Source organism: Pseudoxanthomonas broegbernensis (assembly GCF_014202435.1).
Lineage (GTDB): Bacteria > Pseudomonadota > Gammaproteobacteria > Xanthomonadales > Xanthomonadaceae > Pseudoxanthomonas > Pseudoxanthomonas broegbernensis.
Genome location: NZ_JACHGU010000005.1, coordinates 96,751 through 123,149, shown reverse-complemented (window position 1 = coordinate 123,149; position 26,399 = coordinate 96,751). Strand labels below are relative to the sequence as shown.

The window sequence follows — 26,399 nt, the reverse complement described above, 5'->3', positions numbered from 1 at the left end:
CCCGGGGCTGGGTGCGATCCGGTCCGGGGTGCCGCCGCTACCGCCGCTACCGCCGCACCGGGCCGGCCGACGGTCGCCCCGGGCGCGCGCCGCGCCGCGACAACCGCCATGAGGGAGACACCACGATGGAAGACCACCGCAACACCGCCGGCACGCCGGCTCGCCGCCTCGGGCCCGTGCTGGGCGGCATGCTGCTGGCGCTGGCGATGTTCTGCGCCGGCCCGGTCCTGGCCGCCGGGCAATCGGGCTTCGTCCGCGTGGAAGGCACGCAATTCGTCGTCGACGGCAAGCCCTACCGCTTCGCCGGCGCCAATTTCTGGTACGGCGCCTACCTGGGCGCGCCCGACGGCCTGGGCGACCGCGAGCGCCTGGTCGCCGAACTGGACCAGTTGAAGGACGCCGGCATCGACAACCTGCGGGTGCTGGCCATGTCCGAGGCCAGCGGCTTCCTGCGCGGGGTGAGCCCGGCGATCATGGGCAAGCCCGGCCAGTTCGACGAACGCCTGCTGCAGGGCCTGGACTTCCTGCTGGTGGAGATGGCCCGCCGCGACATGAAGGCGGTGCTGTACCTCAACAACTTCTGGCAGTGGTCCGGCGGCATGTCGCAATACGTGTCCTGGGCCACCGGCGAGCCGGTGTTCGACCCGGACGCCACCGGCGACTGGAACGGCTTCATGCAGAACTCGGCACGCTTCTACGCCATCCCCGAGGCGCAGGCGTGGTTCCGGACGGCCATCCGCACCGTCGTCGAGCGGCGCAACAGCATCAGCGGCGTGGCCTACGTGGACGATCCCACGGTGATGTCCTGGCAGTTGGCCAACGAGCCGCGGCCGGGCAGCGACCCGGACGGGCACCCCAACTTCCCCGCCTACCGCGCGTGGATCGACGAGACCTCGGCCTTCATCCGCCAACTGGCGCCGAGGCAACTGGTCAGCACGGGCAGCGAGGGCGCGATGGGCTCGCTGCGCGACGAGGACCTGTACATCATCGCCCACGCCACGCCCAACGTGGACTACCTGACCTTCCACCTGTGGCCGTCCAACTGGAGCTGGATCGACCACGAGGACCCGGCCGCGCGGCTGGAATCCGGGCTGGCGACCTCGCTGGCCTACGTCGACCGCCACATCGACATCGCCAACAAGCTGGGCATGCCGATCGTGCTGTCGGAGTTCGGCCTCAACCGCGACAAGGGCTCGTACGACCCGGCCTCGACGGTGGCCGCGCGCGACCGTTTCTACCGTGCCATCTTCGACCGCCTGCTCGAGCGCGCCAGGGCGGGCGACGCCATCGCCGGCTCCAACTTCTGGGCCTGGGGCGGACGCGGCCGGACCGGCAACGCCGACTTCATGTGGAAGGCCGGCGACCCGTTCACCGGCGACCCGCCGCAGGAGCCGCAAGGCCTGTTCTCGCTGTTCGACAGCGACGCCTCCACCCTGCGCATCGTCTCCGACCACGCCCGCGCGATGCACGCCCTCCCGTAACGTCCTTCCTCTTGCAGGAGCGGCCTTGGCCGCGATGCCGTGCGGCTTGCCGCCCAGCAGAGCCCTCGCGCCCAAGGGCGCTCCTACGTCGGGCAGCCCCCGCAGGCGCGGCCCGGGGCTTCAGAATCCGCATCCTGCGGCCGCTAGCGGTACCAGGAGCGGACGAGGAACGCCCATGTCCACCGTTGTGCAGGCGCCCCTCGCGGAGGGCGCCGCCGTCGTTGCAGGCCTGCCCGATGCGCCGGTGGCGCTGCTGCGCCTGGGCGAAGACGGGCTGCTGCAGGCGGCCAACCGCGCCGCCCTGGAGCAGTTGCGGCTGGCGCCCGATGCGCTGCCGGCACCGGCAGCGCAGCATCTGTGGGGCCTGGTGCCCGAAGCGCTGGCCGGTGAGGAAGGCGAATGGGCTTCGCCCGGCGACGACCCGGCTCGCCGGGTGCGCTACCGTCGCGACGTGCAGGGCGGCTGGTGGCTGAGCCTGCCCCATCCGGAAACCGCCGCGCTGCTGCGCGAGGCGGCGCGCCTGGCCCATGGCGACCTGGCGACCGCCGTCCACCCGCTGCTGTGGCCCCTGGTGCGGCGCCTGGCCGAAGCCGGTGCCGAGCAGGCGCTGCTGGCCCAGGCCAACGATGCCCTGGCCGCCTGTGACCTGGACTTGGACCTGGAATTGCCCGCGCATCACGCCGGTACGCCGGCCGGGCGGCGCCTGGCCTCCGGCTTCGGCAACCTGGCCGAGGCCATCCGCCAGGCCGTGACGCTGTCGATGCAGATCGCCGACGAGGTGTCCCAGGTCGTCGGCGAGAACGATGAGCTGGCCCGCCAGTCGCGCGCCCAGGCCGAGGCGCTGGAATCGGTGCTGGTGGCCAGCCGGCGCCTGCTGCAGGGCCTGGGCGAGGTCCGCGCCGAACTGGGCGAGGTGCGCCAGGCCGCCGCGCGCGCGGACGAGGACGCCCACCGCGGCGGCGAGGCCGCGCAGGCCCTGGCCACGGCCATGCGCGAGGTGGAGAGCCGCGCGGCGCGCGCCAGCGAGGTGATCGAGGTGATCGACTCGGTCGCCTTCCAGACCAACATCCTCTCGATCAACGCCGGCATCGAGGCCGCGCACGCCGGCGCGGCCGGGCGCGGCTTCGCCGTGGTCGCCGCCGAGATCCGCCGCCTGGCCGAGCGCGCCGCCAGCGCCGCGCGCGACGTGCGCGCCATCGTCGGCGGCACCATCGAGGCCCTGGGCCAGAGTGCCGCCTCGGCCAAGCAGACCGGCGAGGTGCTGGACGGCATCGGCCAGTCGCTGGGCCGCGCCGGCGCGGCGATGGAGTCGGTGGCCGGGCGCATCGCCGCCCAGGACGGGGAAGTGGCCGCCATCGACCGCGCGGTGGAGGAGGCGGTCGCCCTGGGCCGCAGCAACCTGGAGCATGCCGCCCAGGTTGCCGAGCGCAGCGAGGCGCTGGGGCAAGGCGTGACCACCCTGCACGATTGCCTGGGCCTGTTCCGGCTGCCCGCCGACCCGATGCGCGAGGCGCGTCACGCCCGGGTGCGCGCGCTGGCCGACGCGGCCGCCGCGCGCATCGGCCAGGCGCTGGCCGATGCCGTGGCCGGCGGCGCCATCGGCGCGCAGGCGCTGTTCGCGCGCGAATACCGCCCCATCGCCGGCGTGGACCCGCCCAAGTACGGCACCGCCTTCGACGCGCTGTGCGACGAACTGCTGCCGCCCCTGCAGGAACCGGTGGCCGCGGCCGAGCCGTGGATCGTGTTCGCCATCTGCGCCAATCCCGACGGCTACGTGCCCACCCACAACCGGCGCTTCAGCCAGCCGCTCACCGGCGACCGCGCCAAGGACCTGGTGGGCAACCGCACCAAGCGCATCTTCTCCGACCGCGTGGGCCGAAGCGTCGGCGCCCACACCGACCCCTACCGCCTGCAGGTCTACCGCCGCGACACCGGCCAGATCATGCTCGACCTTTCGGTCCCGGTATACGTGGATGGCCGCCACTGGGGCGGCTTCCGCATCGGCTACACGCTGGAGTGACCTCTGCCGTTCGCAGGCGCGGCCCGCCTCGCCTTTGCGGGAGCCGGGCATGGCGGGCGCCCGCCAACCGCCATGCAGGCCCGTCCGGCACCGGCATGTCCCGGCGTCCGCGCCCCGGGCGCCTCCCGATCCGGACCTGTCCGGCATTCGTGCGCCGCGGCTGGCATCCCCCCGCGTTTGCCTGTCTAATGCCCACCGAAGCGGGGGTACCGCCGGAGCCCGTCCGGGCCGGCGGTTGAGACAGTCCCTTGGAACCTGATCCGGCTGATACCGGCGTAGGGAAGCTTTCGCAGGATGGCCCAGTGCCGGCCTGTGTCCGCCCGCTCCGGGCGGTGCGCGCAACGTGCCCGCACGTGCGCCGCGACCGCCATGGACCGCACGCCCGTGCGGCCTTCCATGCATCGAGCGGAGTCGACCATGAACGCCATCCCTGCCTCGCTGATCCAGCAGACCGAGCAGCTTTCCGAATCCGTGACCCGGCCGATCCCGGGCTCGCGCAAGATCCACGTCGAGGGGTCGCGCGCGGACATCCGCGTGCCGATGCGCGAGATCGCGCTGACGAAGACGCCCACCCTCTTCGGCGGCGAGGAGAATGCGCCGCTCGCCGTGTACGACACCTCCGGCCCGTACACCGACCCGGAGGCGCGCATCGACCTGTCCGCCGGCCTGCCGGCGCTGCGCGCGCGCTGGGTCGCCGAGCGCGGCGACACCGAGCCGCTGCCCGCGCTGAGCTCGCAGTTCGGCCGCGCCCGCGAGCACGACCCGAAGCTGGCCGCGGTGCGCTTCCCCGCGCGCACCCTGCCGCGCCGGGCGAAGGCCGGCGCCAACGTCACCCAGATGCACTATGCGCGCCGCGGCATCGTCACCCCGGAGATGGAGTTCGTGGCCATCCGCGAGAACCAGCGCCTGGAGGCGGTGCGCGACGCCGGCCTGCTGGCCCAGCACCCGGGCGAATCGTTCGGGGCGAGCATCCAGAAGGCCGTCACCCCGGAGTTCGTGCGCGAGGAAATCGCCCGTGGCCGCGCGATCCTGCCCTGCAACATCAACCATCCGGAAAGCGAGCCGATGATCATCGGCCGCAACTTCCTGACCAAGATCAACGCCAACATCGGCAACTCCGCCGTGTCCTCCGGCATCGCCGAGGAGGTCGAGAAGCTGGTCTGGGCGATCCGCTGGGGCGCGGACAACGTGATGGACCTGTCCACCGGCAAGCACATCCACGAGACCCGCGAGTGGATCGTGCGCAACTCGCCGGTGCCCATCGGCACCGTGCCGATTTACCAGGCGCTGGAGAAGGTCGACGGCCGCGCCGAGGAACTGACCTGGGAGATCTTCCGCGACACGCTGATCGAGCAGGCCGAGCAGGGCGTGGACTACTTCACCATCCATGCCGGCGTGCTGCTGCGCTACGTGCCGCTGACCGCCAGGCGCGTGACCGGCATCGTCAGCCGCGGCGGCTCGATCATGGCCAAGTGGTGCCTGGCCCACCACCGCGAGAGCTTCCTCTACGAACGTTTCGAGGACATCTGCGAGATCATGAAGGCCTACGACGTGACCTTCTCGCTGGGCGACGGCCTGCGCCCGGGCTGCATTGCCGACGCCAACGACGCGGCGCAGTTCGGCGAGCTGGAGACGCTGGGCGAGCTGACCAAGATCGCCTGGAAGCACGACGTGCAGACCATGATCGAAGGCCCCGGCCACGTGCCGATGCAGTTGATCAAGGAGAACATGGACAAGCAGTTGCGCGAGTGCGGCGAGGCGCCGTTCTATACGCTCGGCCCGCTGACCACCGACATCGCGCCCGGCTACGACCACATCACCTCGGCCATAGGCGCGGCGATGATCGGCTGGTACGGCACCGCGATGCTGTGCTACGTCACGCCGAAGGAACACCTGGGCCTGCCCAACCGGCAGGACGTGCGCGACGGCATCATGGCCTACAGGATCGCCGCGCACGCGGCCGACCTGGCCAAGGGCCACCCGGGCGCGCAGGTGCGCGACAACGCGCTGAGCAAGGCACGGTTCGAGTTCCGCTGGGAGGACCAGTTCCACCTCGGCCTGGATCCGGAGAAGGCCAAGGAGTTCCATGACGAGACCCTGCCCAAGGACGCGCACAAGCTGGCCCACTTCTGCTCGATGTGCGGCCCGCACTTCTGCTCGATGAAGATCACCCAGGACGTGCGCGACTACGCCGCCGAGCACGGGGTGGACGAAGGCAGGGCGCTGGAGGCGGGCATGGCGGAGAAGTCGGCCCAGTTCCTGGCCGAAGGCGCGCAGGTGTACCGGCAGGGCTGATCGGGCCAGGGGCGCTTTCACACGGTTTCACGGGGGCGGCGCGATGATCCGGCCGTCCCCATCCCGCAGGAGAACGTCCATGGCCCCGATCGCCTTGCGTACCGGAACGCCGCGCCGGCTGGGCGCGTGGGCCGCGCTCGCGGCGGTGGCGCTGCTGCTGTCGGCCTGCGCCAGCGGGCCGAGGATCAGCAGCGAGGCCGATCCGGAGGCCGATTTCGGCGGCTACCGCAGCTTCGCCTTCCATTCGCCGTTGGCGGTGGAATCGCAGGGCTATTCCACGCCGACCAGCCGCCGCATCCGCGACGCCGCGCGTGCGCAGATGGAGGCGCGCGGCTACGTCTACGACACGGCCTCGCCCGACCTGTGGGTCAACCTCAACGCCTACCTGCAGGAGCGCACCGACGTGACGACCATGCCCGAGGTCGATTACGACTTCTACTACAGCTACCGCGCGCGCAGCTACCTGGCCGTGCCGTACTGGCGCGACCGCACCGACGTGCGCCGCTACACCGAGGGCACGCTGAATGTGGACCTGGTCGATGCCCGCCACCGGCGCCTGGTGTGGACCGGGGTGGCGGTGGGCCGGGTCGGCCGGGTCGCGCCGGAGCAGCGCGGCGCGCGGATCGACGCGGCCATGGCCGAGATATTCGCCCGCTATCCCTACCGCGCCGGCGCACGCTGAGCGGCGTGGGCGACCGGGGTGCCGGTGCGGGCGCGGCGCGTACCTGGGATGCCGGGCCCGCTCACGGGCCGATGGGGATCGCCCCGGCGGTCCCGCGGCTGATCGGGCCGGCGGCGCCGTGGCGCGGGAAAGGCCGTGCGCCGGTCAGGCGACGGCCTCGGGCGCGACGTTGATCGATTCGGCGTAATCACGCCACTCGGGCAGCCGCGACAGCACGCCGGTGCGCTCGAGGTAGGCTTCGTCCGGCGCCTCGCCGGCGGCCATGGCCATGGCCACGTGCACCGCGCCGGTGACCCAGAAGCTGCGCGTGCTGGAGCGCGCCGGGGTGCGGTGGAAGGCCACCGCCTCGATGATCGGCATCGGCAGGCCCCACAGGCCCAGCAGGTAGGCGCCGGCCTCGGCGTGGCCGGGGCGGTCGTCGCCCTCGGCCAGCGGCTGGCGCTCGTCGCGCACGCCGGGCAGCAGCATGCCGATGTCGGCCAGCAGCGCGGCGGTGGCGCCCAGTTCGGCGCTGGACTCGGGCAGCATGCGCTTGGCCAGGCGGGCGGCCAGCAGCGCGCGGTGCTGCAGGGCCAGGCGGTCCACGCCGGGAGTGGCGGGCAGCGAGAACACCTCGCTGGCCAGGACCAGGTCGCGCAGGGTGGCGATGCCCAGGCGGGTCACCGCGGCGCGCAGGTCGGTGATGGTGCGGCCGCTGGAGAAATAGGCCGAGTTGCACAACTGCAGCACCTTGGCGGCGATGGCCGGGTCGCCGGCGACCAGGCCGGCGATGTCCGAGGCGCTGGCATTGTCGTCGGCCTCCAGCGCGTTCATCAGTTGCAGGTACAACTGCGGCGGCGAGGGCAGTTGCTCGACCCGGCCGATGCGCGTGCGCAGGTCGGCGTTGTCCAGCAGCTCGCGCAGTTCCTCCAGGCTGCCGATGGCCTCCAGCAGCACTTCCGGCGCCAGCGGCGTGGGCAGGAAGCGGTGGGCCAGGCCGATGATCCGCGCCGGCGGGGCGCGGTTGCCGTCGATCACGGCGATGCGCGAGGTCTCCGGGCGCAGTGCACGGACCTGGCCGAGCAGGGTGGCCGGCGGCAGATCGCCCAGTTCGGGCGCCACCAGGATCACGTCCAGCGCGGCGGCGGCGGTACGGTTCATGGCTGCGTCGGCGTCCGCGCAGCGCTCCACTTCCCAGTCCATGCCCATCGCCGATACCAGGTCGACCAGGTCGACGGGGAAGACGGCCTCATCGCCGACGAACAGAATGCGCACGGAAAACCTCCCTGGATGGAACGTGGTACGGAGGCGCGCACCGGGCTGGCGAGGCGCCACCTGTCGGGTATCGGGCCGTTCTGCCGGAAGTTGAGCCCGTGGACGAGTATGGCCGCGCCGGGCTGGCGGAACTGTGCGGCAGTTCGCGGTTGCGTGGCGACCCAGCGCACGGAGGGCCGGCGAACCGGCCCGGGCGATGGCCGGATCGTCCGGCCACCGCCACGCCACGCGCCAGGGCGTGCTTCAGGCCTGGGCGGCGGCGCGCTGGATCGACTGGAGCAGGATCTGCTTGGCTTCCTCGGCGTTGCCCCAGCCGTCGAGCTCGACCCACTTGCCCTTCTCCAGGTCCTTGTAGTGCTCGAAGAAGTGGCCGATGCGCTCCAGCCAGTGCGGCGAGACCTGGTCGATGTCCTGCACGTGGGCGTAGCCGGAGAAGATGTCGGACACCGGCACGGCGAGGATCTTCTCGTCGCCGCCGGCCTCGTCGGTCATCTTCAGCACGCCCACGGGGCGGCAGCGCACGACCGAGCCGGGAACCAGCGGCAGCGGCAGCACCACCAGCACGTCGGCCGGGTCGCCGTCGCCGCACAGGGTATTGGGGATGTAGCCGTAGTTGCAGGGGTAGCGCATCGGGGTGGAGAGGATGCGGTCGACGAAGATCGCCCCGCTTTCCTTGTCCACCTCGTACTTCACCGGCTCGGAGTCCTTCGGGATCTCGATGATGACGTTGATTTCGTCCGGCGGGTTGCGCCCGGAATTGACCTGGTCGAGGCCCATCTGCTGCTCCGTGGAAAGCGGGGGAGGAAGGTAGGGCGGGCATTTTACGCCGATGCGTGCTGCGGCGCACAAACGTGCGGCGATCCCGCCCCGAAGCCGGGATGCCTGCCTCCCCCCGCCGCCAAAAACGAAGCCCCGGACATGCCGGGGCTTCGGGTGCTGCGGTCGTCGGCGCCGTTACAGCAGCGGAACCAGCAGCAGCGCCACGATGTTGATGATCTTGATCAGCGGGTTGATCGCCGGGCCGGCGGTGTCCTTGTACGGGTCGCCGACGGTGTCGCCGGTGACCGCGGCCTTGTGCGCCTCGCTGCCCTTGCCGCCGAAGTTGCCGTCCTCGATGTACTTCTTGGCGTTGTCCCAGGCACCGCCGCCGGTGGTCATCGAGATGGCCACGAACAGGCCGGTGACGATGGTGCCGATCAGCAGCCCACCCAGCGCCTTGGGCCCCAGCAGCAGGCCCACGACAATGGGCGCCACCACCGGCAGCAGCGACGGCACGATCATCTCCTTGATCGCCGAGCGGGTGAGCATGTCCACCGCCTTGTCGTACTGCGGCTTGCCGGTGCCTTCCATGATCCCCGGGATCTCGCGGAACTGGCGGCGCACTTCCTCCACCACCGCGCTGGCCGCGCGGCCCACCGCCTCCATGGCCATGGCGCCGAACAGGTAGGGGATCAGGCCGCCGATCAGCAGGCCGATGATCACCGTGTGGTCGGACAGGTCGAAGGTGAAGACCTCGCCCGGGTTGGCCGCCTGCAGGTTGTGGGTGTAATCGGCGAACAGCACCAGCGCCGCCAGTGCCGCCGAACCGATCGCGTAGCCCTTGGTCACCGCCTTGGTGGTGTTGCCCACCGCGTCCAGCGGGTCGGTGACATTGCGCACCTCCGGCGGCAGCTCGGCCATCTCGGCGATGCCGCCGGCGTTGTCGGTGATCGGGCCGTAGGCGTCCAGCGCCACCACCATGCCGGCCATCGACAGCATCGCGGTGGCCGCGATGGCGATGCCGTACAGGCCGCCGAGCGCGTGCGCGCCCCAGATCGCGGCGCACACCGCCAGCACCGGCCACGCGGTCGACTTCATCGACACGCCCAGGCCGGCGATGATGTTGGTGCCGTGGCCGGTGGTCGAAGCCTGGGCCACGTGCCGCACCGGCGCGTACTGGGTGCCGGTGTAGTACTCGGTGATCCACACGATCAGCCCGGTCAGGACCAGGCCGATCAGGGCGCAGCCGTACAGGTGCGCCGCGCCGTAGGGCGAATCGGCCATCAGCGCGGTGGTGATGGGCCAGAACGCGATGGCGGCCAGCACGCCGGAGACGATCACGCCCTTGTACAGCGCGCCCATGATCGAGCCGCCTTGCTTCACCTTGACGAAGAACGCGCCGATGATCGAGGCGATGATCGACACCCCGCCCAGGACCAGCGGGTACAGCACCGCGTTGCCGCCCACCTGGTCGAGCATCAGCCCGCCCAGCAGCATGGTGGCGATCACCGTGACCGCGTAGGTTTCGAACAGGTCGGCGGCCATGCCGGCGCAGTCGCCCACGTTGTCGCCCACGTTGTCGGCGATCACCGCCGGGTTGCGCGGGTCGTCCTCGGGGATGCCGGCCTCGACCTTGCCGACCAGGTCCGCGCCCACGTCCGCGCCCTTGGTGAAGATGCCGCCGCCCAGGCGGGCGAAGATCGAGATCAGCGAGGAGCCGAAGGCCAGGCCGACCAGCGCGTGCAGGTTGTCGGCCAGCGACAGCCCCAGCCGCTGCAGCAGCCAGAAGTAGCCGGCCACGCCCAGCAGGCCCAGGCCGACCACCAGCATGCCGGTGATCGCGCCGCCGCGGAAGGCCACGTCCATGGCCGGGCCCAGGCCGCGCCGCGCCGCCTCGGCGGTGCGCACGTTGGCCCGCACCGACACGTTCATGCCGATGTAGCCGGCCGCGCCGGACAGCACCGCGCCGATCGCGAAGCCGATGGCCGTGTACCAGTTCAGGAAGAACCCGACCAGCACGAACAGCACCACGCCGGCGATGCCGATGGTGAGGTATTGCCGGTTGAGGTAGGCGCGCGCGCCTTCCTGGATGGCAGCGGCGATCTGCTGCATGCGCTCGTTGCCCGCCGGCTGGGCCAGGACCCAGCGCGCGGACACGATGCCGTAGAGAATTGCGAGGACAGCGCAGAGCAGTGCCAGCGCCAAACCATAGTGTTCCAGCATGACCCCTCCCAAGGTTGATGAGTGCCACCCAGCGGACGGGCGAACAGGAGGAACCACGCCGGGCGAGCCTTGAAGCACTGGAACGGACCCGCAAGCGGTGGCGCGTTACATCGTGTTCAACATCCCTGGAGCGGGCCGAGTATGAACGCTGGACGGGCCTGAAGGCCACACGCCGTTCATCCTGCCGGTGACAGGCTGTGCCTTTACCCCCTGGATTGAATGCTCGCCGATGACCGCGAACCGCCGCCGGAATCCCGATCCGCCGCCGCGCCGCGCCCGGACCGCCGCGCCGGCCAGGCCCGGCGACGGCGGCCAGGATCGGGCCTTCCGCCAGGCCGTGCTGCTGGTGGTGCTGGCGACGATGGTGGCCATCGCCGTGCCGCTGCGCGCGCAACCCGCCCCGCCCGACCGTCCCGAGCGCGAGCGCCCGGTCGGCACGCCGCAGGCGGTGGGCGCGGTGCATACGCTGCGCCAGATTCCCGAAGCCTGCACCCGCCTGGAAGGCGAATTCACCGGCCAGGCGGCGCAGCCCTACCGCCTGCGGGCGGTACCCGCCGCGGTGTCCTGCCAGCCGCGCGCCCGCTACCTCGACGCGGCGCAGGCACGGCCCTCGGCCGCGGCCGGATGGGTCCTCAACGACGTGATCCGCGTGCCCGACGCGGCCTGCCCGTCCCGCCAAGCGGTGGTGCGGGTCTGGCGCCAGCCGGCGGCGGGCCCGGCGCCGGCGCGCGACGGCCAGGGGCAGGCGCGGATCTACCTGGAACAGGCACGGCAACAGGCGGCCGCGGGCGACATCGCGGCGTTGCCGCGGTTCAGCGCGCAACTGGCGACCGAAGGCCCGGCCTGTCCCCCGTAGGGGCCCGCCACCGCCTTGCCCTGCGCCGCCTTGTAGGAGCCGGCTCCGATCGGCGGCAGCCTCCGGAGTCGGCCATGGCCGGCCTGCCGCGCATAGGCGGCCGCCGGCTGTACCCGGCTCCTATAGGGGCAGGGGCTCAGCCCTTCCAGGCCGGCAGCTTCTTCTTCACCGCCACGTTCTTCAACGTCACGTACCTGGGCAGGCCGTCGCGGCCCCAGGGCAGCGGCGCCTCGCCGCGGATCAGCGGCTGCAGGTATTCGCGCGCCTTGGCGGTGATGCCGAAGCCGTCCTTGCGGATGAAGCCGGCCGGCATCGTCTTCTCGTGGTTGGCCACCTTGTGCAGCGGCACCGGCTCGATCTTCCAGCGATACGGCGCGGGGGAGGTGCGCACGATCGCCGGCATCACCGCGTTCATGCCCTTGAGCGCGTACTCCACCGCGGCCTTGCCCACCGCCAGCGCCTGCTCCCAGTCGGTGCGGCTGGCCAGGTGGCGGGCCGAACGCTGCAGGTAGTCGGGTACGGTCCAATGCACCTTGTAGCCCAGTTCGTCCTTGACCCTGCCGGCCAGGTGCGAGGCCACGCCGCCGAGCTGGGTATGGCCGAAGGCGTCCTTGCCGCCGCCGGCGTCGGCCACGAACCGGCCCTGCGCGTCGCGGATGCCCTCGCTGGCCACCACCACGCACCAGCCCACCTTCTCCACCACCTTCCGCACCCGGGCCAGGAACGCGGCCTCGTCGTAGGCGCGCTCGGGGAACAGGATCACCTGCGGCGCCTCCTCCGGCGTGGCGCCGGCCAGGCCGGCGGCGGCGGCCAGCCAGCCTGCATGGCGGCCCATGGCTTCGTAGACGAACACCCGGGTCGAGGTCTCGGCCATGGCGGCCACGTCCAGCGCGGCCTCGCGCACCGATACGGCGGTGTACTTGGCCGCCGAGCCGAAGCCCGGGCAGGTGTCGGTCACCGCCAGGTCGTTGTCGATGGTCTTGGGAACGCCGATGCAGGTCAGCGGGTAGTCGAATTCCGCGGCCAGTTGCGACACCTTCCACGCGGTGTCGGCCGAGTCGTTGCCGCCGTTGTAGAGGAAGTACCGCACGTCGTGGGCCTTGAACACCTCCAGCAGGCGCTCGTACTTGGCCCGGTCGGCCTCCAGCGACTTGAGCTTGTAGCGGCAGGAGCCGAACGCCCCGCCCGGCGTGTGCGCCAGCGCGGCGATGGACGCCGCCGATTCCTTCGTGGTGTCGACCAGTTCCTCGCGCAGCGCGCCCAGGATGCCGTTGCGCGCGGCCAGCACATTGACCTTGCGCGAGCGCGCATGGGCGATGACACCGCTGGCAGTGGCGTTGATGACGGCGGTGACGCCGCCGGACTGGGCATAGAGCAGGGTGCCGTTGGCCATGAGGGGCTCCTGGGGGAAGGGGAAACACTTTTGGGCGGCGTGGCCCGATGCGGTAAGCTGCGGGCCATGGTGCGGCGCAACGCGGCGCTAGGATGAGAAGTCTAGCGCCCATGCCGCCGTGGGGCATTTCTTCCAGGGAGCAATCGATGCGACTGGTACTACTGGGCCCGCCCGGCTCGGGCAAAGGGACGCAGGCCGCGCGCCTGAAGGACACGCTGGGCGTGCCGCACATTTCCACCGGCGACCTGTTGCGCGCCGAGGTGGCCGCGGGCACGCCGCTGGGTGTGCAGGCCAAGGAGGTCATGGCGCGCGGCGACCTGGTCTCCGACGACATCCTGCTGGGCATGCTGGAATCGCGCCTGGGCCGCGACGACGCGGGCAAGGGCTTCATCCTCGACGGCTACCCGCGCAACCTGGCCCAGGCCGGCGCGCTGGACGGCCTGCTGGCCAAGATCGGGCAGCCGCTGGACGGGGTGGTGCAACTGGACGTGGCCACCGACCTGCTGGTCGAGCGCATCGCCGGCCGTGCCCAGGCCGAAGGCCGCGCCGACGACAATCCCGAGGCGGTGCGCAAGCGCCTGCAGGTCTACAACGACTCCACCGCGCCGGTGATCGGCTTCTACGAGAACCGCGGCACGCTGGCCCGCATCGACGGGGTCGGCAGCATGGACGAGATCACCGCCCGCGTACTGGCGGCGCTGAAGAAGGGCTGAGGCCGCAGCCCGATCGAACCCAGGCGCGCGTCGTCCCCGGTGGCGGCGCGCGCTTTTTCTTGGGCGACGGGCAAGGCGACGGCAACGCCAGGACGGGAGCTTTGGGTTGCAGCGGCGCCGGAGGAAGCCCGCGGTTTTCGGAAGGCGATGAGAAGAGGCGTACTCGACGCCCATGGAACGACGGCTCCCTCCGAAGCCCGCGCTTCCGCTTTCCCGGCCGAACCGTGGAGTGGCGGCTCTCCGAAGCCGGCGCTTTGGCCCCCCAATCCGATCCGCTTCGGCGACAATCGTGCCCATGAGCACCATCCATATCCTCGGCATCGCCGGCACCTTCATGGGCGGCGTGGCCGCGCTGGCGCGCGAGCTGGGCTACACCGTCGAAGGCAGCGACCAGGCGGTCTACCCGCCCATGTCCACCCAACTGGAAACCCTGGGCATCGCCCTGAAGCAGGGCTACCGGCCCGAGCACATCTGCGCAGAAGCGGACGAGGTCGTGATCGGCAACGCGCTCTCGCGCGGCAACCCCGCCGTGGAGCAGGTGCTGGACGATGGCCGCCGCTACACCTCCGGGGCGCAGTGGCTGGCCGAACGCGTGCTGCCCGGGCGCACCACCCTGGCGGTGGCCGGCACCCACGGCAAGACCACCACCGCCACCCTCCTCGCCTACCTGCTGCAGGCGGCCGGGCGCGACCCGGGCTTCCTCATCGGCGGCGTGGCCGAGGATTTCGGCGTCTCGGCGCGGCGCGGCGGCGGTGCGGAATTCGTGGTCGAGGCCGACGAGTACGACACCGCCTTCTTCGACAAGCGCAGCAAGTTCGTCCACTACCGGCCGAAGGTGGCGATCCTCAACAACCTCGAGTACGACCACGCCGACATCTTCCCGGACCTGGCCGCGATCCAGCGCCAGTTCCACCACCTGGTGCGCACCGTGCCGCACGCCGGGCGGCTGCTGGTCAATGGCGAGGACGCACACCTGGCGCAGGTGCTGGCGATGGGCCGCTGGACGCCGGTGGAAACCTTCGGCATGGACGAGGGTGCGGTGGCGGTCGCGCGCGCCGATGGCGGCGCCGGCTTCGACTGGAGCGCGCGCCTGGTCGAGGCCGACGGCAGTGCCTTCGTGGTCCTGCACCGGGGCGCCGAGGTGGGCACTTTGCGCTGGCCCCTGCTCGGCCGCCACAACGTGATGAACGCGCTGGCCGCGCTGGCGGCCGCGCACGCGGTGGGCGTGCCGCCGACGCAGGTGATCGCGGCGCTGGCCAGCTTCCGCAGCGTCAAGCGCCGGCTGGAAGTGCTGGGCAGCCGCGACGGGATCACCGTGTACGACGACTTCGCCCACCACCCCACCGCCATCCGCACCACCCTGGAGGGCCTGCGTGCGAAGGTGGGCGATGCGCGGATCGTGGTGGCGATGGAGCCGCGCAGCAATTCGATGCGCCTGGGCGCGCACGCCGACGCGCTGGCGCCGTCGCTGGACCTGGCCGACGCGGTGGTGTTCCTGCATCGCCCGGAACTGGCCTGGGACGCCGGCCGCGTGGTCGCGGCGGTGCGCGGCCAGGCGACGACCGCCGCCGACACCGATGCGCTGCTGGCCGCCTTGCGCGAAACGGTGCGGCCCGGGGACCACGTGGTGTTCATGTCCAATGGCGGCTTCGACGGCGCGCCGCGGCGCTTCGTGGCGATGCTCGCGCGCTGATGCCGGCCTTCCGGGCGTGCGTTTGACGCATCCGTGCGCCGGCGGAGTTAACCTGCCGATGCCCTGTACCCACCGCATCGAACCGACAGTCCCGTTCCCGCCCGGATGCCCGTGACCGCCGCCGCCGTTCCGCTGCCCCTGTTCCCGCTGCACACGGTGTTGCTGCCCGGTGCGCCGCTGGGGCTGCGGGTGTTCGAGCCGCGCTACCTGGACCTGGTGTCCGAATGCGGCCGCGGCGGCGGCGGCTTCGGCATCTGCCTGATCCTGCAAGGCGAGGAGACCGGGGCGCCGGCCACCCCGGCGGCGTTCGGCGTGGAGGCGCTGATCGAGGATTTCGGCAGCGACCGCGGCGGGTTGCTCGCCCTGCGCGTGCGTGGCGGGCGCCGCTTCCGCGTCGCCGGCGTCCAGGTCCGCGACAACGGCCTGCTGGTGGGCAGCGTGCACTGGTGCGATGCCGCCGCCGCCCCTGCGCCGCGGCTGCGCCCGGAGCACGCGGTGATGGGCACGCTGCTGGGCGAACTGCTGGAGAAGGTGGGCGGCGAGTACGCCAGCGCCAACCTGCGCCGCCTCGAGGAGGCCGAATGGGTGGGCTGGCGCCTGGCCGAGCTGCTGCCGCTGAGCGATGCCCAGCGCCTGGCGCTGCTGCAGGAGGACGACCCGCACCGGCGCCTGGATTGCCTGCTGCGCTGGATGGACGAGTAGGCGCGCGATCTAGTCGGCTTCTACGAAGGTGCGGGGGATGGCGCGGGAAGGAGCCGCCACGCCAGGAGCGCCGCTACGGCGCGGGTGGCGGCCCGGTGCGTACCCGCAGCACCGGCAGGGTCGAGTCCGGATGCGGCGCCACCGCATGCGGCAGGTCGCGCACCGAGGCCAGCACCTGTTCCAGCGCCGGGTCCGCGCCGCGCTGCGGCCGCCAGGTCGCCACCAGGCCCAGGTGCTGGGAGAAGTGCAGGGTCTGCGCGGTGCCGATCCACAACGGCGCATCGCCCGGCTGCAGCCGCACCGGGCTGGGCCACAGCCGCAACGCATGGCGGTGGCCGGAGAGGGCGTCGTCGCGGACCATCAGCAGCGCCTCGGTGCGCGCGTCCAGCGTGGCCGGCAGCAGCGGGACCTGGCCCGGCTCGGCGTCCGTGTCGAACAGGTTCAGCGCCTGCTCCCATTTGGCCTGCGGCTGCACCTGCCAGCCGTCCGCCTCCAGGCGGGCGCGCAGCGGCGCCAGCGGCCCGGCGACCTGCACGTCCAGCGGCCAGCGCAACTGGTCGTCGAACTCGTTGCGCCGCGCCGGCAGCGCCATCCAGTCGCGTTCCCACCATGCCTGCAGGTCCAGCGCCACCGGCGCCGGCGGCGGCGGTTCGAACTTGGCCAGCTTGGCCTCCACGTTGCGCGGCGCGTACCACATCCCTGCCGCGACCAGCGCGCCGTAGAACAGCCAGGACACCGGCTTGACCCAGAACGAGCGGTTCACCCGGCGGCGATACGCGATGCCCAGCACCAGCAGCCAGACGATGCCCAGCAGCATCCCGCCGATGACGTCGCTGAGCCAGTGCGCGCCCAGGTACAGGCGGGCGAAGCCGATCACCGCCACCGCCAGCCCGGACACCATGTACGGCCATACCCGGTCCCGGCCGGGCATCTCCCGCGCGATCAGCACCGCGAAGAACCCCAGCGCGATGGTGCACATGGTCACCGCGATGGACGGGAAGCCGAAGCCGCTGCTGGCGCCGGGCGGGCGCACCACGTCCACGGTGGCGCCCAGCAGCCAGGTCAGGACCAGGCCGAAGGCCAGCGCCGCCAGCCAGTGCGCGGCGGCCATCCAGCGCTGGCGCCAGACGAAGTACACCAGCACCAGCACGCAGGCCGGCGCCAGCACCGGCCAGTCGCCCAGCGAGGCCAGTGCCGCCATGGGGTAGTCGGCCAGCGGGTTGCGCAGGGCCAGCATCAACTGGTGCACGGCCAGGTCCGCGCCCAGCGGCTCGCCATGCCCCAGCACCACCAGCAGCAGTACGAACCAGGCCCAGCCGATGCCCAGCAGCAGCACCGCCAGCAGCGCCAGCGACACCGATTCGCGGCGCCGCGGATCGAACACGGCGATCGAATGCCGGCCCAGCGCCGGGTGCCGGCGCGACCAGTCCAGCGCCCGTGCCAGCAGGGTGTCGGCATGGTTGGCGAACCAGCGGTAGGTGTAGAGCACCGCCGCCCACGCCAGCGCCAGCACCGCCAGCATCAGGCCCAGCACCGTGGCCAGGTGGCCGGCCACCGCCGCCACCGCCTCGTAGGCCTGCCCCAGGACCCAGCCCGGCAGCAGGAACAGCACGCCCCAGGACAGGCAGGCCGCGCCGCTGGCCATCGCGTAGCGGCGCAGCGGCATGCCCGCCATGCCGGCGATGGCCGGCACGAACGGGCGGATCGCGCCGACGTAGCGGGCGATGAGGATGCTCTTGAAGGCGTTGCGCCGGAACAGCAGCTCGCCGCGGTCCAGCAGTTGCGGGAAGCGGCGGAATGGCCAGACGCCGCGCAGTTGCGTGCCCCAGCGCCGGCCGACCCAGAAGCTGACCGCATCGCCGGCGAAGGCGCCCAGGGTGGCGCAGGCCACCGCGTACGGGCCGGAGATCTCGCCCAGGCCGATCAGCATGCCCACGGCGAACAGCAGCGGCAGGGCCGGCACGATCGTGCCGACGACGATCAGCGCATCGCAGAACGCGATGGCGAAGATCGCCGCGCCTGCCAGGACGGGGTTCTCCCCGATCCACGCCAGCGTGGTTTCCATCCAGGAGGAATTCATCGGCGGATTATAGAAGGCGCCACCCTGCGCCCGGCTTAAGCGCAGGCGGCCGGGACAGGACCGGTTCGGCCGGTCGCAGGCGGCGGGGGGCCGGCCGTGCGGGGGCCTCGCCCGGGTGGGGATGGCCGGCGGCCCGCGGCATCGGCCCCGGCCGGGGCGCGGCCCGCGCCGCCTTCGAACCGGCCCTCACGGGGGTACGCGGCCTCCTGGCGAGAGCCGCGCCCAGGCCAGGCCCGGCACCGGATCGCCGGCGGCCCGATGCCGCGCGGCGCCCACCGTGCCTACAGCTCGACCATCTCGAAGTCGTCCTTGGTCACGCCGCAGTCCGGGCAGGTCCAGGTGTCCGGGATGTCCTCCCAGCGCGTGCCGGGGGCGATGCCTTCCTCCGGCAGGCCGTCGGCCTCGTGGTAGATGAAGCCGCAGACCACGCACATCCAGGTGCGGTAGGTGGTGGCGTCGGGTTCGCTCATCGGATAATGCGGGCATCGGGCGGCAGCACGGGGCCGCATTGTCCCACCGCCGCCTCCGCACCGGAAATCCCCGCCATGACGCCGATCACGGAAACGCCGCTCGCGCCGCCCGGCCCGGACCGGCGAGGCGCCGCCTCGCAGGCCCCGGCTTGCGCGGAGGCGGTCGCCCGCCGCCCCGCGCCCCGCGGCCTGTACCTCATCACCCCCGACGAGGCCGATACCGCGCGCCTGCTGGCCCGGGTCGCGCCGTTGCTGGGCGAGGGCGTGGCCTGGCTGCAGTACCGCAACAAGACCGCCGCCGCCGCGCTGCGCCGCGAACAGGCCACCGCCCTGCAGGCGCTGTGTGCGCGTGCCGGCGTGCCGCTGCTGGTCAACGACGACGCGGCGCTGGCGGAAGCGGTGGGCGCCGCCGGTGCGCACCTGGGCGAGGACGACGGCGACATCGCCGCCGCGCGCGCGCGCCTGGGGCCGGGCGCGATCCTCGGCGCGTCCTGCCACGACAGCCTGGAACTGGCCCGCCGCGCGGTCGCCGCCGGCGCCGGCTACGTCGCCTTCGGTGCATTCTTCCCCACCGCCACCAAGCTCACCCCCCGCCGGGCCACGGCGTCGCTGCTGGGCGAGGCGGCGGCGCTGGGCGTGCCGCGGGTGGCCATCGGCGGCATCACCCCGGGCAACGCCGCGCCGCTGGTGGCGGCCGGCGCCGACCTCATCGCCGTGATCGGCGGCGTGTTCGACGCGCCCGATCCGGTGGCGGCGGTGCGCGCCTACAACCGCTGCTTCCCGTAGCAGCCGGCTTCGGCCGGCGACCGCATCCGCAGCAGGGAGACTCGGCTCGCCCGCATTGGCGGTCGCCGGCCGAAGCCGGCTCCTACAATGTCATCCCCCGCAGCATTGGAACGCCCTCATGAACCACGACCGCTCCCACGCCCTGTTCACCCGCGCGCAGCAGTTGCTGCCGGGCGGGGTCAATTCGCCGGTGCGCGCGTTCAAGTCGGTCGGCGGCGAGCCGTTCTTCGTCCAGCGCGCCGACGGGCCGTACCTGTACGACGTGGACGGCAACCGCTACATCGACTACGTCGGCTCCTGGGGGCCGATGATCGCCGGCCACAACCACCCGGCGGTGCGCGAGGCGGTGGCGCGCGCGATCGGCGACGGCCTGTCCTTCGGCGCGCCGTGCCCGGCCGAGGTGACCATGGCCGAGACGATCATCAAGCTGGTGCCCTCGTGCGACATGGTGCGCATGGTCAACTCCGGCACCGAGGCCACGCTGTCGGCGATCCGGCTGGCGCGCGGCGCCACCGGCCGCCAGCGCATCGTCAAGTTCGAGGGCTGCTACCACGGCCATGGCGACTCGTTCCTGGTCAAGGCCGGCAGCGGCATGCTGACCCTGGGCGTGCCGACCTCCCCGGGCGTGCCCGCGGGCCTGAGCGAGCTGACCACCACGCTGAGCTACAACGACTTCGAGGGCGCGACCGGGCTGTTCGACGAGATCGGCCACGAGATCGCCGCGGTCATCATCGAGCCGGTGGTCGGCAACGCCAACTGCATCCCGCCGCGCGAGGGCTACCTGCAGCACCTGCGCGCGCTGTGCACGAAGCATGGCGCGCTGCTGATCTTCGACGAAGTGATGACCGGCTTCCGCGTCGCGCTGGGCGGGGCGCAGGCGCACTACGGCATCGTCCCGGACCTGACCACCTTTGGCAAGATCATCGGCGGCGGCATGCCGGTGGGCGCCTATGGCGGCCGCCGCGAGCTGATGCGGCAGATCGCCCCGGCCGGGCCCATCTACCAGGCCGGCACCCTGAGCGGCAACCCGGTGGCGATGGCCGCCGGCCTGGCGATGCTGGAGCTGGTCCAGGCGCCGGGCTTCCACGCGCGCCTGGCCGCGGCCACCGCATCGCTGTGCGAAGGTCTGGAGGCGGCCGCGCGCGAAGCCGGCGTGGCGGCGACCACCAACCGCGTGGGCGCGATGTTCGGCCTGTTCTTCACCGCGCAGAAGGTGGAGACCTACGCCCAGGCCACCGCCTGCGACATCGGCGCGTTCAACCGCTTCTTCCATGCCATGCTCGAGCGCGGCGTGTTCCTGGCGCCGTCGGCGTACGAGGCCGGCTTCCTGTCCAGCGCCCACGACGATGCGGTGATCGCCGCGACCCTGGAGGCCGCCCGCGAAGCCTTCAAGGCCGCCGCCGCCGGGTGAGGCCGCGCATCGGCCAGGTGCTGTTCGATTTCGACGGCGTGCTGGCTCGCTACCGGCGCGAGCGGCGCATCGCCCACCTGGCCGCGCATGCGGGCGCCGGGTTCGCCCGCGTGCGCGAGGTGCTGTTCGAGTCGGGGCTGGAGGCGCGCTACGACGCCGGCCAGGTCGACACCGGCGACTACCTGCGCGCGCTGGGCGAGGGCATCGGCGCCCCGGTCGACGAAACCGCCTGGCTGGCCGCACGCCTTGCCGGCACCGACCCCGACCCGCGCGCGCTGGCCCGCGTCGCCGCACTGGACCCGGCGCTGGCGCTGGGCGTGCTGACCAACAACGGCGTGCTGATGGCCCGGGCGATCCCGCAGGCCGTGGGCAGCCTGTATCCGCGCCTGGAAGGGCGGGTGCTGTGCAGCGGCCGGTTGGGCCTGCGCAAGCCCGACCCGCGGGTGTTCCGCCGCGCGCTGGACCGGTTGGGCTGGGATGCGGCGAGCACGCTGTTCGTCGACGACCTGTTCGTCAACGTGCAGGGCGCGCGCAAGGCTGGCCTGCAGGCCGACAGTGTTGCCGACGCCCGTGCCCTGGGCCGCGTGCTCAAGCGCTACGGGCTGGTGCATCCACCGTAGGCCTCGGCGCCGGCATGGCCGCGCCAGGATGCGCGAACAGGCCGCCGCCGGCCGCCGCTTCAGCGGCCGAGGAAGGCGGCCGCCGCCGCGCGCAGCCGCTTCAGGCCCTCGGCCACGTCGGCGTCGGTGATGTTCAGCGCCGGCACCAGGCGCAGCACGTCCGGGCCGGCCTGCAGGGCCAGCAGGCCGTGGGCGGCGGCGTGGTCGAGGATTTCGCCGGCGCGCCCGGCGAAGGCCGGCTTGAGCACCGCGCCCAGCATCAGGCCGCGGCCGCGCACCTGCTCGAACAGGTCGAACTCCGCGCCGATCGCGGCCAGGCCGTCGCGCAATGCCTGCGACTGCCGGGTCACGTTGGCGGCGACCTGCGGCGAGGCCAGCTTGCGCAGCGCCACCCGCGCCACCGCCGCGGCCAGCGGGTTGCCGCCGAAGGTGGTGCCGTGGGCGCCGAACTGCATCGCCTCGGCCACCTTTGGCCCGGCCAGCATCGCGCCGACCGGGAAGCCGCCGCCCAGCGCCTTGGCCAGGGTGACGATGTCCGGCACCACCTCGTCCTGCCAATGCGCGAACAGGGTGCCGGTGCGGCCCATGCCGGCCTGAATCTCGTCCAGCACCAGCAGCGCGCCGTGGCGGTCGCACAACAGGCGCACCTGGCGCAGAAAGCCGGAGGCGGCCGGCATCACGCCGCCTTCGCCCTGCACCGGCTCGATCATCACCGCGGCCACGTCGCCGGCGGCCATCGCCGTCTCCAACTGGACGATGTCGTTGAAGTCCACGTAGCGGAAGCCGCCGGGCAGCGGCTCGTAGCCTTCCTGGTACTTGGGCTGGGCGGTGGCGGTGACCGCAGCCAGGGTGCGGCCGTGGAAGCTGCCGCGGAAGGTGACGATCACCCGCTGCTGCGGCGGGCGGCCCTGTGCGGCGGCCCACTTGCGCACCAGCTTGATCGCCACCTCGTTGGCCTCGGTGCCGGAGTTGCACAGGAACACGCGCCGCGCGAAGCGGCTGGCGGCCACCAGTTCCTCGGCCAGGCGCAGCGGCGGTTCGCTGTAGAAGACGTTGCTGGTGTGCCACAGCTTGCCGGCCTGCTCGACCAGTGCGGCGTGCAGGTCCGGGTCGTTGTGGCCCAGGCCGCAGACTGCGATGCCGGCGGCCAGGTCGACGTACTCGCGGCCGGCGCTGTCCCACAGGCGCGACCCCTGGCCTCGCTCCAGCACCAGTTCGCGCGGGCGGTAGACGGGCAGGTAGTAGTTGCGTCCCAGGTCCAGCAGCGCGGCGGTGTCGCCGGCGGGCAGCGTCGTGGCGTTCATGAGGAGGGCAGATGTCCGGTGATGTCGCCGGCACCTGCCGGCGCCCGCATTATCGGCCGGTATCCACGCCCCCGCCATCGTCGCCGGATTTCCCGGGGCTGGCCGCGCGGCATGGGTTCGCCGCCCGCGCCGGCCCGCGCGATCGCCGGGTGCGGCCGGGCCGTCCGCGCGGACATCGGCGCCATGCGGCGTAAGATCGGAGGCCGCCGTGCCGCGGCCGCCCGCATGCATGGCTCCCCGTCCTTCGCGCCCGTATCGCCCATGACCCGCATCGAAACCCTCGCTGCCCGCGCCGGCAGCACGCCCGACCCGTCCAGCGGCGCGCTTGCGCCGCCGCTGCAACTGGCCACCACCTTCGAGCACACGCCCGACGTGCAGTTGCCGCACGGCTTCCTGTACCAGCGCTACGACAACCCCACCCAGCGCGAGACCGAGCGGGTGCTGGCGGCGCTGGACGGCGCGGCGCGCGCGCTGCTGTTCCCCACCGGCATGGCCGCCGGGGCCACCGCGCTGCAGGCGCTGCCGGCCGGCAGCCACGTGCTGCTGTGCGACGACAGCTACTTCTCGTTCCGGGTGATCGCCCGCGACTGGTTCCCGCGCTGGGGTCTGGCCTGCACCATCGTCGACTTCACCGACCTGGACGCGGTGCGCGCCGCGCTGCGGCCCGAAACGCGCCTGCTCTGGGCCGAGACGCCGTCCAACCCGCTGCTCAAGGTCAGCGACATCGCCGCCCTGGCCGGCATCGCCCACGGCGCCGGCGCGCGCCTGCTGGTGGACGGCACCTTTGCCCCGCCGACGCTGCAGCAGCCGCTGGCGCTGGGTGCGGACGTGGTGATGCATTCGGCCACCAAGTATCTGGGCGGCCACGGCGACGTGATGGGCGGGGTGCTGTCCTTCCGCGACGACGGCGAGCATGCCGCCGCCTGCCATGGCCTGCGCCTGCTGGCCGGTGCCACCGCCTCGCCGTTCGCGGCGTGGATGATCCTGCGCGGCGTGCGCTCGCTGCCGGCGCGGATGGACTGGCACTGCCGCAACGCGCAGGCGGTGGCGGAGTTCCTCGCCGGCCATGCGCGCGTGGAGAAGGTCCACTACCCGGGCCTGCCCGGCCACCCGCAGCATGCGGTGGCGGCGCGGCAGATGCGGCAGTTCGGCGGCATGCTCTCGTTCGAGGCGGCCGGCGGGCGCGAGGCGGCGCTGGCGGTGGCCGCGCGCATGCGCCTGTTCACCAACGCCACCTCGCTGGGCTCGACCGAATCGCTGGTCGAGCACCGCGCCTCGATCGAAGGCCCGCTGTCGACCACGCCCGAGGGGTTGCTGCGCCTGTCCGTGGGCCTGGAGCATGCCGGCGACCTGGTCGCCGACCTGGCCCAGGCGCTGGAAGCGGGGTGAGTGGGCGGCCTCGTGCCGGTGCGGCGTCGGCGCGCTCGCTCGCACCAGGCGCCGGCTGCCTGTTCCCTGTAGGAACCGGCCTCCGCCGGTGTCGCCATGCCGGCACGCCGGCCGTTCCGTGGCCGCGGATGTCGTCGCCGGCCGAAGTCGGCTCCTGGCAAGGGCGGCCGTGCCAGGGCGGCGGGGAAGCCGCGGCGGGTTGCCCGGGGGCGATGCCGCGGAGGGCGCGGCCCGCGATCACCAATGGCCGGTATTGGGCATCGATGCCCACGGCTCTGCCGGTGCCAGCGCGCCGCCTTTCTGCAGCAGTTCGATCGAGATCAGGTCCGGGGTGCGGACGAAGGCCATGCGCCCGTCGCGCGGCGGGCGGTTGATGGTCACGCCCAGCGCCTGCAGGTGCGCGCAGAGGGCGTAGATGTCGTCCACCTCGAAGGCCAGATGGCCGAAGTTGCGCGCGCTGCCGTAGTCTTCCGGCGCCGAGCCGTCGGCCGGCGGCCAGTTCCAGGTGAGCTCGATCTCAGCTTCCGGGTTCTCCGGCGCGCCGAAGTAGACGAGGGTGAAGCGGCCCGCCTCGTTGTCCATGCGCCGGGTCTGCACCAGGCCCAGGCCATGGGTGAAGAAGCGGCTGGTCTTGTCCAGGTCGTGGACGCGGATCATCGCGTGCAGGTACTTCATGGTGTCGGCTCCCGGGGCGGAGGGTGCATTCTAGGCGTGCCGGCGTCGTGCGGTGCAGGCTATAGTTCGCGCCAATGCGCCGCCTGTGCGGCGCGCCACGGGGAACAGGGAAGTGAAGCGAATCGAAGACCTGGCGCGCGTGCCCCTGCGGGCCGGGCTGCTGGCGCTGGCGGCACTGGTACTGGCCGGCTGCGCCTCGTTCTATTCCGGGCACGGCACGCGTTCGGGCGTGTCCAGTAGCGTGGTGGACTACCTGTATCCACCGGGCACCGCGTTCGAGCCGGCGCAAGAAGGCACGCCGGAGGTGAAGCTGCCGGCGAGGGTGGGGCTGATGTTCGTGCCGTCCGCACGCACGCCGGCCGGCCTGACCGCCGCCGATCGGCAGGCACTGCTGGAGCAGGTGCGCGACGCCTTCAAGGCGCAGCCGTTCATCGAGCGCATTGAGATCGTGCCGGAGACCTACCTGCGCCCGCGCGGCGGATTCGAGAACCTGGAGCAGGTGGCGCGGCTGCACGGCCTGGATATCGTCGCGCTGGTGTCCTACGACCAGGTCGCCAACAGCGGCGAGACGGCGGCCTCGTTCCTCTACTGGACGATCATCGGCGCCTACACCGTCCCGGCCACGCGCAACCAGGTCAGCACCTTCGTCGAGACCACCGTGTTCGACGTGAAATCGCGCACGCTGCTGCTGCGTGCGCCCGGGCAGGACCAGCGCGACGCCGGTTCCACCGCGATCCGTGCGGGCGACGTGCGCGACCGGCTCGCGCGCGATGGTTTCCAGGCCGCGGTCGGGCAGATGGTCGGCAACCTGGACACGGCCATCGCCGACTTCGGCCGGCGCGTGCGCGAGGAAGGCCAGGTGAAGCTGGTGGACCGCCGTTCGGGCCGGAACTGGAGCGGCCGCTCGGGCGGCGGCGGGAGCGTGCAGCCATGGGAACTGGGCTTGCTGTTGGCGGCGGCCGGATTGCTCCTGCTGCGGCCGCGGGGCTGACCCTCGCCGCGGCGCTGGCCGCATGGGCCGGGCTGCGCTGGACGGTGGCGTTCGAGGCGCTGGTGCTGGACCGCGAAGCGGTCCTGTCCGGCCAGGTCTGGCGGTTGTGGAGCGGGCACCTGCTGCACCTGGATGCGCGCCACGCCCTGGTCAACCTGGGCGCGCTGGCGATCCTGCTGCCGCTGGCGGCGCGGATGCGCGCGCTCGGGCCATTGCTGTGGACCTCGCCACTGTTGATGCCGGCCATCGCCTTGGGGACGCTGGCGGCATCGCCGGGGCTGCAGTGGTATGCGGGCCTGTCCGGCCTGTTGCATGGCTGGGTGGCTTGGCTGCTGGTCCGGCGTGGCGGCGCCCTGGCGGCGGCCTGCATGACGTTGCTGGGGGTAAAACTCGCGTGGGAGGCCATGGCGCCAGGGATGGTGGCGGGCCTGCCGGTGGCGACCTCCGCCCACCAGGTGGGTGTGCTGGCCGGCGCATCGTGGGCGCTGGCCAGTCGCATGGCACGTGGCGGCACCCGTCCGGCGAACACATCTGGCGGCGACGATCGCGGCGGGTCCGCCGCGTAGCGACGGCGGCAAGCCTCATGCCCGCATGCCGATCGT

At 72.5% G+C, this 26,399-nt stretch carries 22 protein-coding genes and 1 riboswitch; of the genes, 14 read left to right on the top strand and 8 right to left on the bottom strand.

All coding sequences use genetic code 11. The features are described 5' to 3' along the window. Window positions 1-125 precede the first annotated feature (125 nt). The 4 genes from HNR76_RS11335 (at window position 126) to HNR76_RS11320 (ending at window position 6,478) form a co-directional block, all read left to right on the top strand. Window positions 126-1,481: a glycoside hydrolase 5 family protein gene (locus HNR76_RS11335; protein WP_246429117.1), complete on the top strand. Its 1,356-nt coding sequence runs from the start codon at window positions 126-128 to the stop codon at window positions 1,479-1,481. Between the two features lie 175 nt (window positions 1,482-1,656). Further along, window positions 1,657-3,501 carry a methyl-accepting chemotaxis protein gene (locus tag HNR76_RS11330; protein ID WP_162310303.1) on the top strand — a complete coding sequence of 615 codons (1,845 nt, stop codon included), beginning with the start codon at window positions 1,657-1,659 and terminating at the stop codon, window positions 3,499-3,501. 192 nt (window positions 3,502-3,693) lie between these two features. Beyond that, window positions 3,694-3,801, top strand: a riboswitch (TPP riboswitch). A gap of 117 nt (window positions 3,802-3,918) precedes the next feature. Further along, window positions 3,919-5,796: a phosphomethylpyrimidine synthase ThiC gene (thiC, locus tag HNR76_RS11325; RefSeq protein ID WP_162310304.1), complete on the top strand. Its 1,878-nt coding sequence runs from the start codon at window positions 3,919-3,921 to the stop codon at window positions 5,794-5,796. Window positions 5,797-5,875: 79 nt separating this feature from the next. Then, window positions 5,876-6,478: a DUF4136 domain-containing protein gene (locus HNR76_RS11320; protein ID WP_162310305.1), complete on the top strand. Its 603-nt coding sequence runs from the start codon at window positions 5,876-5,878 to the stop codon at window positions 6,476-6,478. Between the two features lie 144 nt (window positions 6,479-6,622). Here HNR76_RS11320 and HNR76_RS11315 read toward each other — a convergent pair whose 3' ends face one another. The 3 genes from HNR76_RS11315 to HNR76_RS11305 all read right to left on the bottom strand — a co-directional run bounded on the left by HNR76_RS11315 (window position 6,623) and on the right by HNR76_RS11305 (window position 10,714). Then, on the bottom strand, window positions 6,623-7,732 hold the full coding sequence (locus HNR76_RS11315; protein WP_162310306.1) for an HDOD domain-containing protein: 1,110 nt from the start codon (window positions 7,730-7,732) through the stop codon (window positions 6,623-6,625). Between the two features lie 243 nt (window positions 7,733-7,975). Then, complete coding sequence (gene ppa, locus HNR76_RS11310) at window positions 7,976-8,509, bottom strand: inorganic diphosphatase (protein ID WP_162310307.1); 534 nt, start codon at window positions 8,507-8,509, stop codon at window positions 7,976-7,978. A gap of 177 nt (window positions 8,510-8,686) precedes the next feature. Beyond that, complete coding sequence (locus tag HNR76_RS11305) at window positions 8,687-10,714, bottom strand: sodium-translocating pyrophosphatase (protein WP_162310308.1); 2,028 nt, start codon at window positions 10,712-10,714, stop codon at window positions 8,687-8,689. A 361-nt stretch (window positions 10,715-11,075) separates the two neighbouring features. On the opposite strand from HNR76_RS11305, the gene HNR76_RS11300 reads away from it, so the two are divergent. Then, the gene (locus tag HNR76_RS11300; RefSeq protein ID WP_162310418.1) at window positions 11,076-11,570 is read left to right on the top strand and encodes a hypothetical protein; all 495 of its coding nucleotides are present in this window, start codon (window positions 11,076-11,078) and stop codon (window positions 11,568-11,570) included. Between the two features lie 136 nt (window positions 11,571-11,706). On the opposite strand, the gene HNR76_RS11295 is transcribed toward HNR76_RS11300, so the two are convergent. Continuing rightward, window positions 11,707-12,963 (bottom strand): 6-phosphofructokinase, encoded by a 1,257-nt coding sequence (locus HNR76_RS11295; RefSeq protein ID WP_162310309.1) that lies wholly within the window; start codon window positions 12,961-12,963, stop codon window positions 11,707-11,709. A gap of 146 nt (window positions 12,964-13,109) precedes the next feature. Here HNR76_RS11295 and HNR76_RS11290 point away from each other — a divergent pair, with 146 nt between their 5' ends. The 3 genes from HNR76_RS11290 to HNR76_RS11280 all read left to right on the top strand — a co-directional run bounded on the left by HNR76_RS11290 (window position 13,110) and on the right by HNR76_RS11280 (window position 16,071). Then, window positions 13,110-13,676, top strand: a complete 567-nt coding sequence (locus HNR76_RS11290) for an adenylate kinase (RefSeq protein ID WP_162310310.1) — start codon at window positions 13,110-13,112, stop codon at window positions 13,674-13,676. A gap of 295 nt (window positions 13,677-13,971) precedes the next feature. After that, complete coding sequence (mpl, locus tag HNR76_RS11285) at window positions 13,972-15,369, top strand: UDP-N-acetylmuramate:L-alanyl-gamma-D-glutamyl-meso-diaminopimelate ligase (protein ID WP_162310311.1); 1,398 nt, start codon at window positions 13,972-13,974, stop codon at window positions 15,367-15,369. A gap of 105 nt (window positions 15,370-15,474) precedes the next feature. Next, complete coding sequence (locus HNR76_RS11280) at window positions 15,475-16,071, top strand: LON peptidase substrate-binding domain-containing protein (RefSeq protein ID WP_162310312.1); 597 nt, start codon at window positions 15,475-15,477, stop codon at window positions 16,069-16,071. A gap of 73 nt (window positions 16,072-16,144) precedes the next feature. Here HNR76_RS11280 and HNR76_RS11275 read toward each other — a convergent pair whose 3' ends face one another. Further along, window positions 16,145-18,151, bottom strand: a complete 2,007-nt coding sequence (locus HNR76_RS11275; RefSeq protein WP_162310313.1) for a bifunctional DedA family/phosphatase PAP2 family protein — start codon at window positions 18,149-18,151, stop codon at window positions 16,145-16,147. A gap of 281 nt (window positions 18,152-18,432) precedes the next feature. After that, window positions 18,433-18,660 (bottom strand): rubredoxin, encoded by a 228-nt coding sequence (locus HNR76_RS11270; protein ID WP_162310314.1) that lies wholly within the window; start codon window positions 18,658-18,660, stop codon window positions 18,433-18,435. A 36-nt stretch (window positions 18,661-18,696) separates the two neighbouring features. Between HNR76_RS11270 and thiE the strand changes: the two genes are divergently transcribed. The 3 genes from thiE (at window position 18,697) to HNR76_RS11255 (ending at window position 21,438) form a co-directional block, all read left to right on the top strand. Continuing rightward, window positions 18,697-19,407: a thiamine phosphate synthase gene (thiE, locus tag HNR76_RS11265; protein ID WP_162310315.1), complete on the top strand. Its 711-nt coding sequence runs from the start codon at window positions 18,697-18,699 to the stop codon at window positions 19,405-19,407. A 118-nt stretch (window positions 19,408-19,525) separates the two neighbouring features. Then, window positions 19,526-20,818, top strand: coding sequence for a glutamate-1-semialdehyde 2,1-aminomutase (hemL, locus tag HNR76_RS11260; protein WP_162310316.1), 1,293 nt, complete (start codon window positions 19,526-19,528; stop codon window positions 20,816-20,818). After that, the gene (locus HNR76_RS11255; RefSeq protein ID WP_162310317.1) at window positions 20,815-21,438 is read left to right on the top strand and encodes an HAD-IA family hydrolase; all 624 of its coding nucleotides are present in this window, start codon (window positions 20,815-20,817) and stop codon (window positions 21,436-21,438) included. Before hemL ends, HNR76_RS11255 begins: the two co-directional genes overlap by 4 nt. A 59-nt stretch (window positions 21,439-21,497) precedes the next feature. On the opposite strand, the gene HNR76_RS11250 is transcribed toward HNR76_RS11255, so the two are convergent. Further along, window positions 21,498-22,742, bottom strand: coding sequence for an acetylornithine transaminase (locus HNR76_RS11250; protein WP_162310318.1), 1,245 nt, complete (start codon window positions 22,740-22,742; stop codon window positions 21,498-21,500). Between the two features lie 261 nt (window positions 22,743-23,003). Between HNR76_RS11250 and HNR76_RS11245 the strand changes: the two genes are divergently transcribed. Then, window positions 23,004-24,131: a trans-sulfuration enzyme family protein gene (locus HNR76_RS11245; protein ID WP_162310319.1), complete on the top strand. Its 1,128-nt coding sequence runs from the start codon at window positions 23,004-23,006 to the stop codon at window positions 24,129-24,131. 237 nt (window positions 24,132-24,368) lie between these two features. Here the strand turns inward: HNR76_RS11245 and HNR76_RS11240 are convergent, their stop codons facing one another. Further along, entirely contained in the window at window positions 24,369-24,806 is a 438-nt protein-coding gene (locus HNR76_RS11240) for a VOC family protein (protein WP_162310320.1), read from the bottom strand. Window positions 24,807-24,918: 112 nt separating this feature from the next. On the opposite strand from HNR76_RS11240, the gene rhlP reads away from it, so the two are divergent. Then, entirely contained in the window at window positions 24,919-25,797 is an 879-nt protein-coding gene (gene rhlP / locus HNR76_RS11235) for a rhombotarget lipoprotein (protein ID WP_162310321.1), read from the top strand. Then, window positions 25,737-26,363 carry a rhombosortase gene (gene rrtA, locus HNR76_RS11230; protein ID WP_162310322.1) on the top strand — a complete coding sequence of 209 codons (627 nt, stop codon included), beginning with the start codon at window positions 25,737-25,739 and terminating at the stop codon, window positions 26,361-26,363. Before rhlP ends, rrtA begins: the two co-directional genes overlap by 61 nt. Window positions 26,364-26,399 lie beyond the last annotated feature (36 nt).

Excerpts from the sequence above, each read along its gene's own strand:
- HNR76_RS11300 (WP_162310418.1), top strand. The coding sequence starts at position 11,076 with ATGGTGGCCATCGCCGTGCCGCTGCGCGCGCAACCCGCCCCGCCCGAC.
- ppa (WP_162310307.1), bottom strand. The coding sequence starts at position 8,509 with ATGGGCCTCGACCAGGTCAATTCCGGGCGCAACCCGCCGGACGAAATC.
- HNR76_RS11250 (WP_162310318.1), bottom strand. The coding sequence starts at position 22,742 with ATGAACGCCACGACGCTGCCCGCCGGCGACACCGCCGCGCTGCTGGAC.
- HNR76_RS11330 (WP_162310303.1), top strand. The coding sequence starts at position 1,657 with ATGTCCACCGTTGTGCAGGCGCCCCTCGCGGAGGGCGCCGCCGTCGTT.
- HNR76_RS11240 (WP_162310320.1), bottom strand. The coding sequence starts at position 24,806 with ATGAAGTACCTGCACGCGATGATCCGCGTCCACGACCTGGACAAGACC.
- HNR76_RS11245 (WP_162310319.1), top strand. The coding sequence starts at position 23,004 with ATGACCCGCATCGAAACCCTCGCTGCCCGCGCCGGCAGCACGCCCGAC.
- HNR76_RS11280 (WP_162310312.1), top strand. The coding sequence starts at position 15,475 with ATGCCCGTGACCGCCGCCGCCGTTCCGCTGCCCCTGTTCCCGCTGCAC.
- mpl (WP_162310311.1), top strand. The coding sequence starts at position 13,972 with ATGAGCACCATCCATATCCTCGGCATCGCCGGCACCTTCATGGGCGGC.
- HNR76_RS11320 (WP_162310305.1), top strand. The coding sequence starts at position 5,876 with ATGGCCCCGATCGCCTTGCGTACCGGAACGCCGCGCCGGCTGGGCGCG.
- rrtA (WP_162310322.1), top strand. The coding sequence starts at position 25,737 with ATGGGAACTGGGCTTGCTGTTGGCGGCGGCCGGATTGCTCCTGCTGCG.
- HNR76_RS11290 (WP_162310310.1), top strand. The coding sequence starts at position 13,110 with ATGCGACTGGTACTACTGGGCCCGCCCGGCTCGGGCAAAGGGACGCAG.
- thiC (WP_162310304.1), top strand. The coding sequence starts at position 3,919 with ATGAACGCCATCCCTGCCTCGCTGATCCAGCAGACCGAGCAGCTTTCC.
- HNR76_RS11275 (WP_162310313.1), bottom strand. The coding sequence starts at position 18,151 with ATGAATTCCTCCTGGATGGAAACCACGCTGGCGTGGATCGGGGAGAAC.
- hemL (WP_162310316.1), top strand. The coding sequence starts at position 19,526 with ATGAACCACGACCGCTCCCACGCCCTGTTCACCCGCGCGCAGCAGTTG.
- thiE (WP_162310315.1), top strand. The coding sequence starts at position 18,697 with ATGACGCCGATCACGGAAACGCCGCTCGCGCCGCCCGGCCCGGACCGG.
- HNR76_RS11305 (WP_162310308.1), bottom strand. The coding sequence starts at position 10,714 with ATGCTGGAACACTATGGTTTGGCGCTGGCACTGCTCTGCGCTGTCCTC.
- HNR76_RS11295 (WP_162310309.1), bottom strand. The coding sequence starts at position 12,963 with ATGGCCAACGGCACCCTGCTCTATGCCCAGTCCGGCGGCGTCACCGCC.
- HNR76_RS11335 (WP_246429117.1), top strand. The coding sequence starts at position 126 with ATGGAAGACCACCGCAACACCGCCGGCACGCCGGCTCGCCGCCTCGGG.
- HNR76_RS11270 (WP_162310314.1), bottom strand. The coding sequence starts at position 18,660 with ATGCGGCCCCGTGCTGCCGCCCGATGCCCGCATTATCCGATGAGCGAA.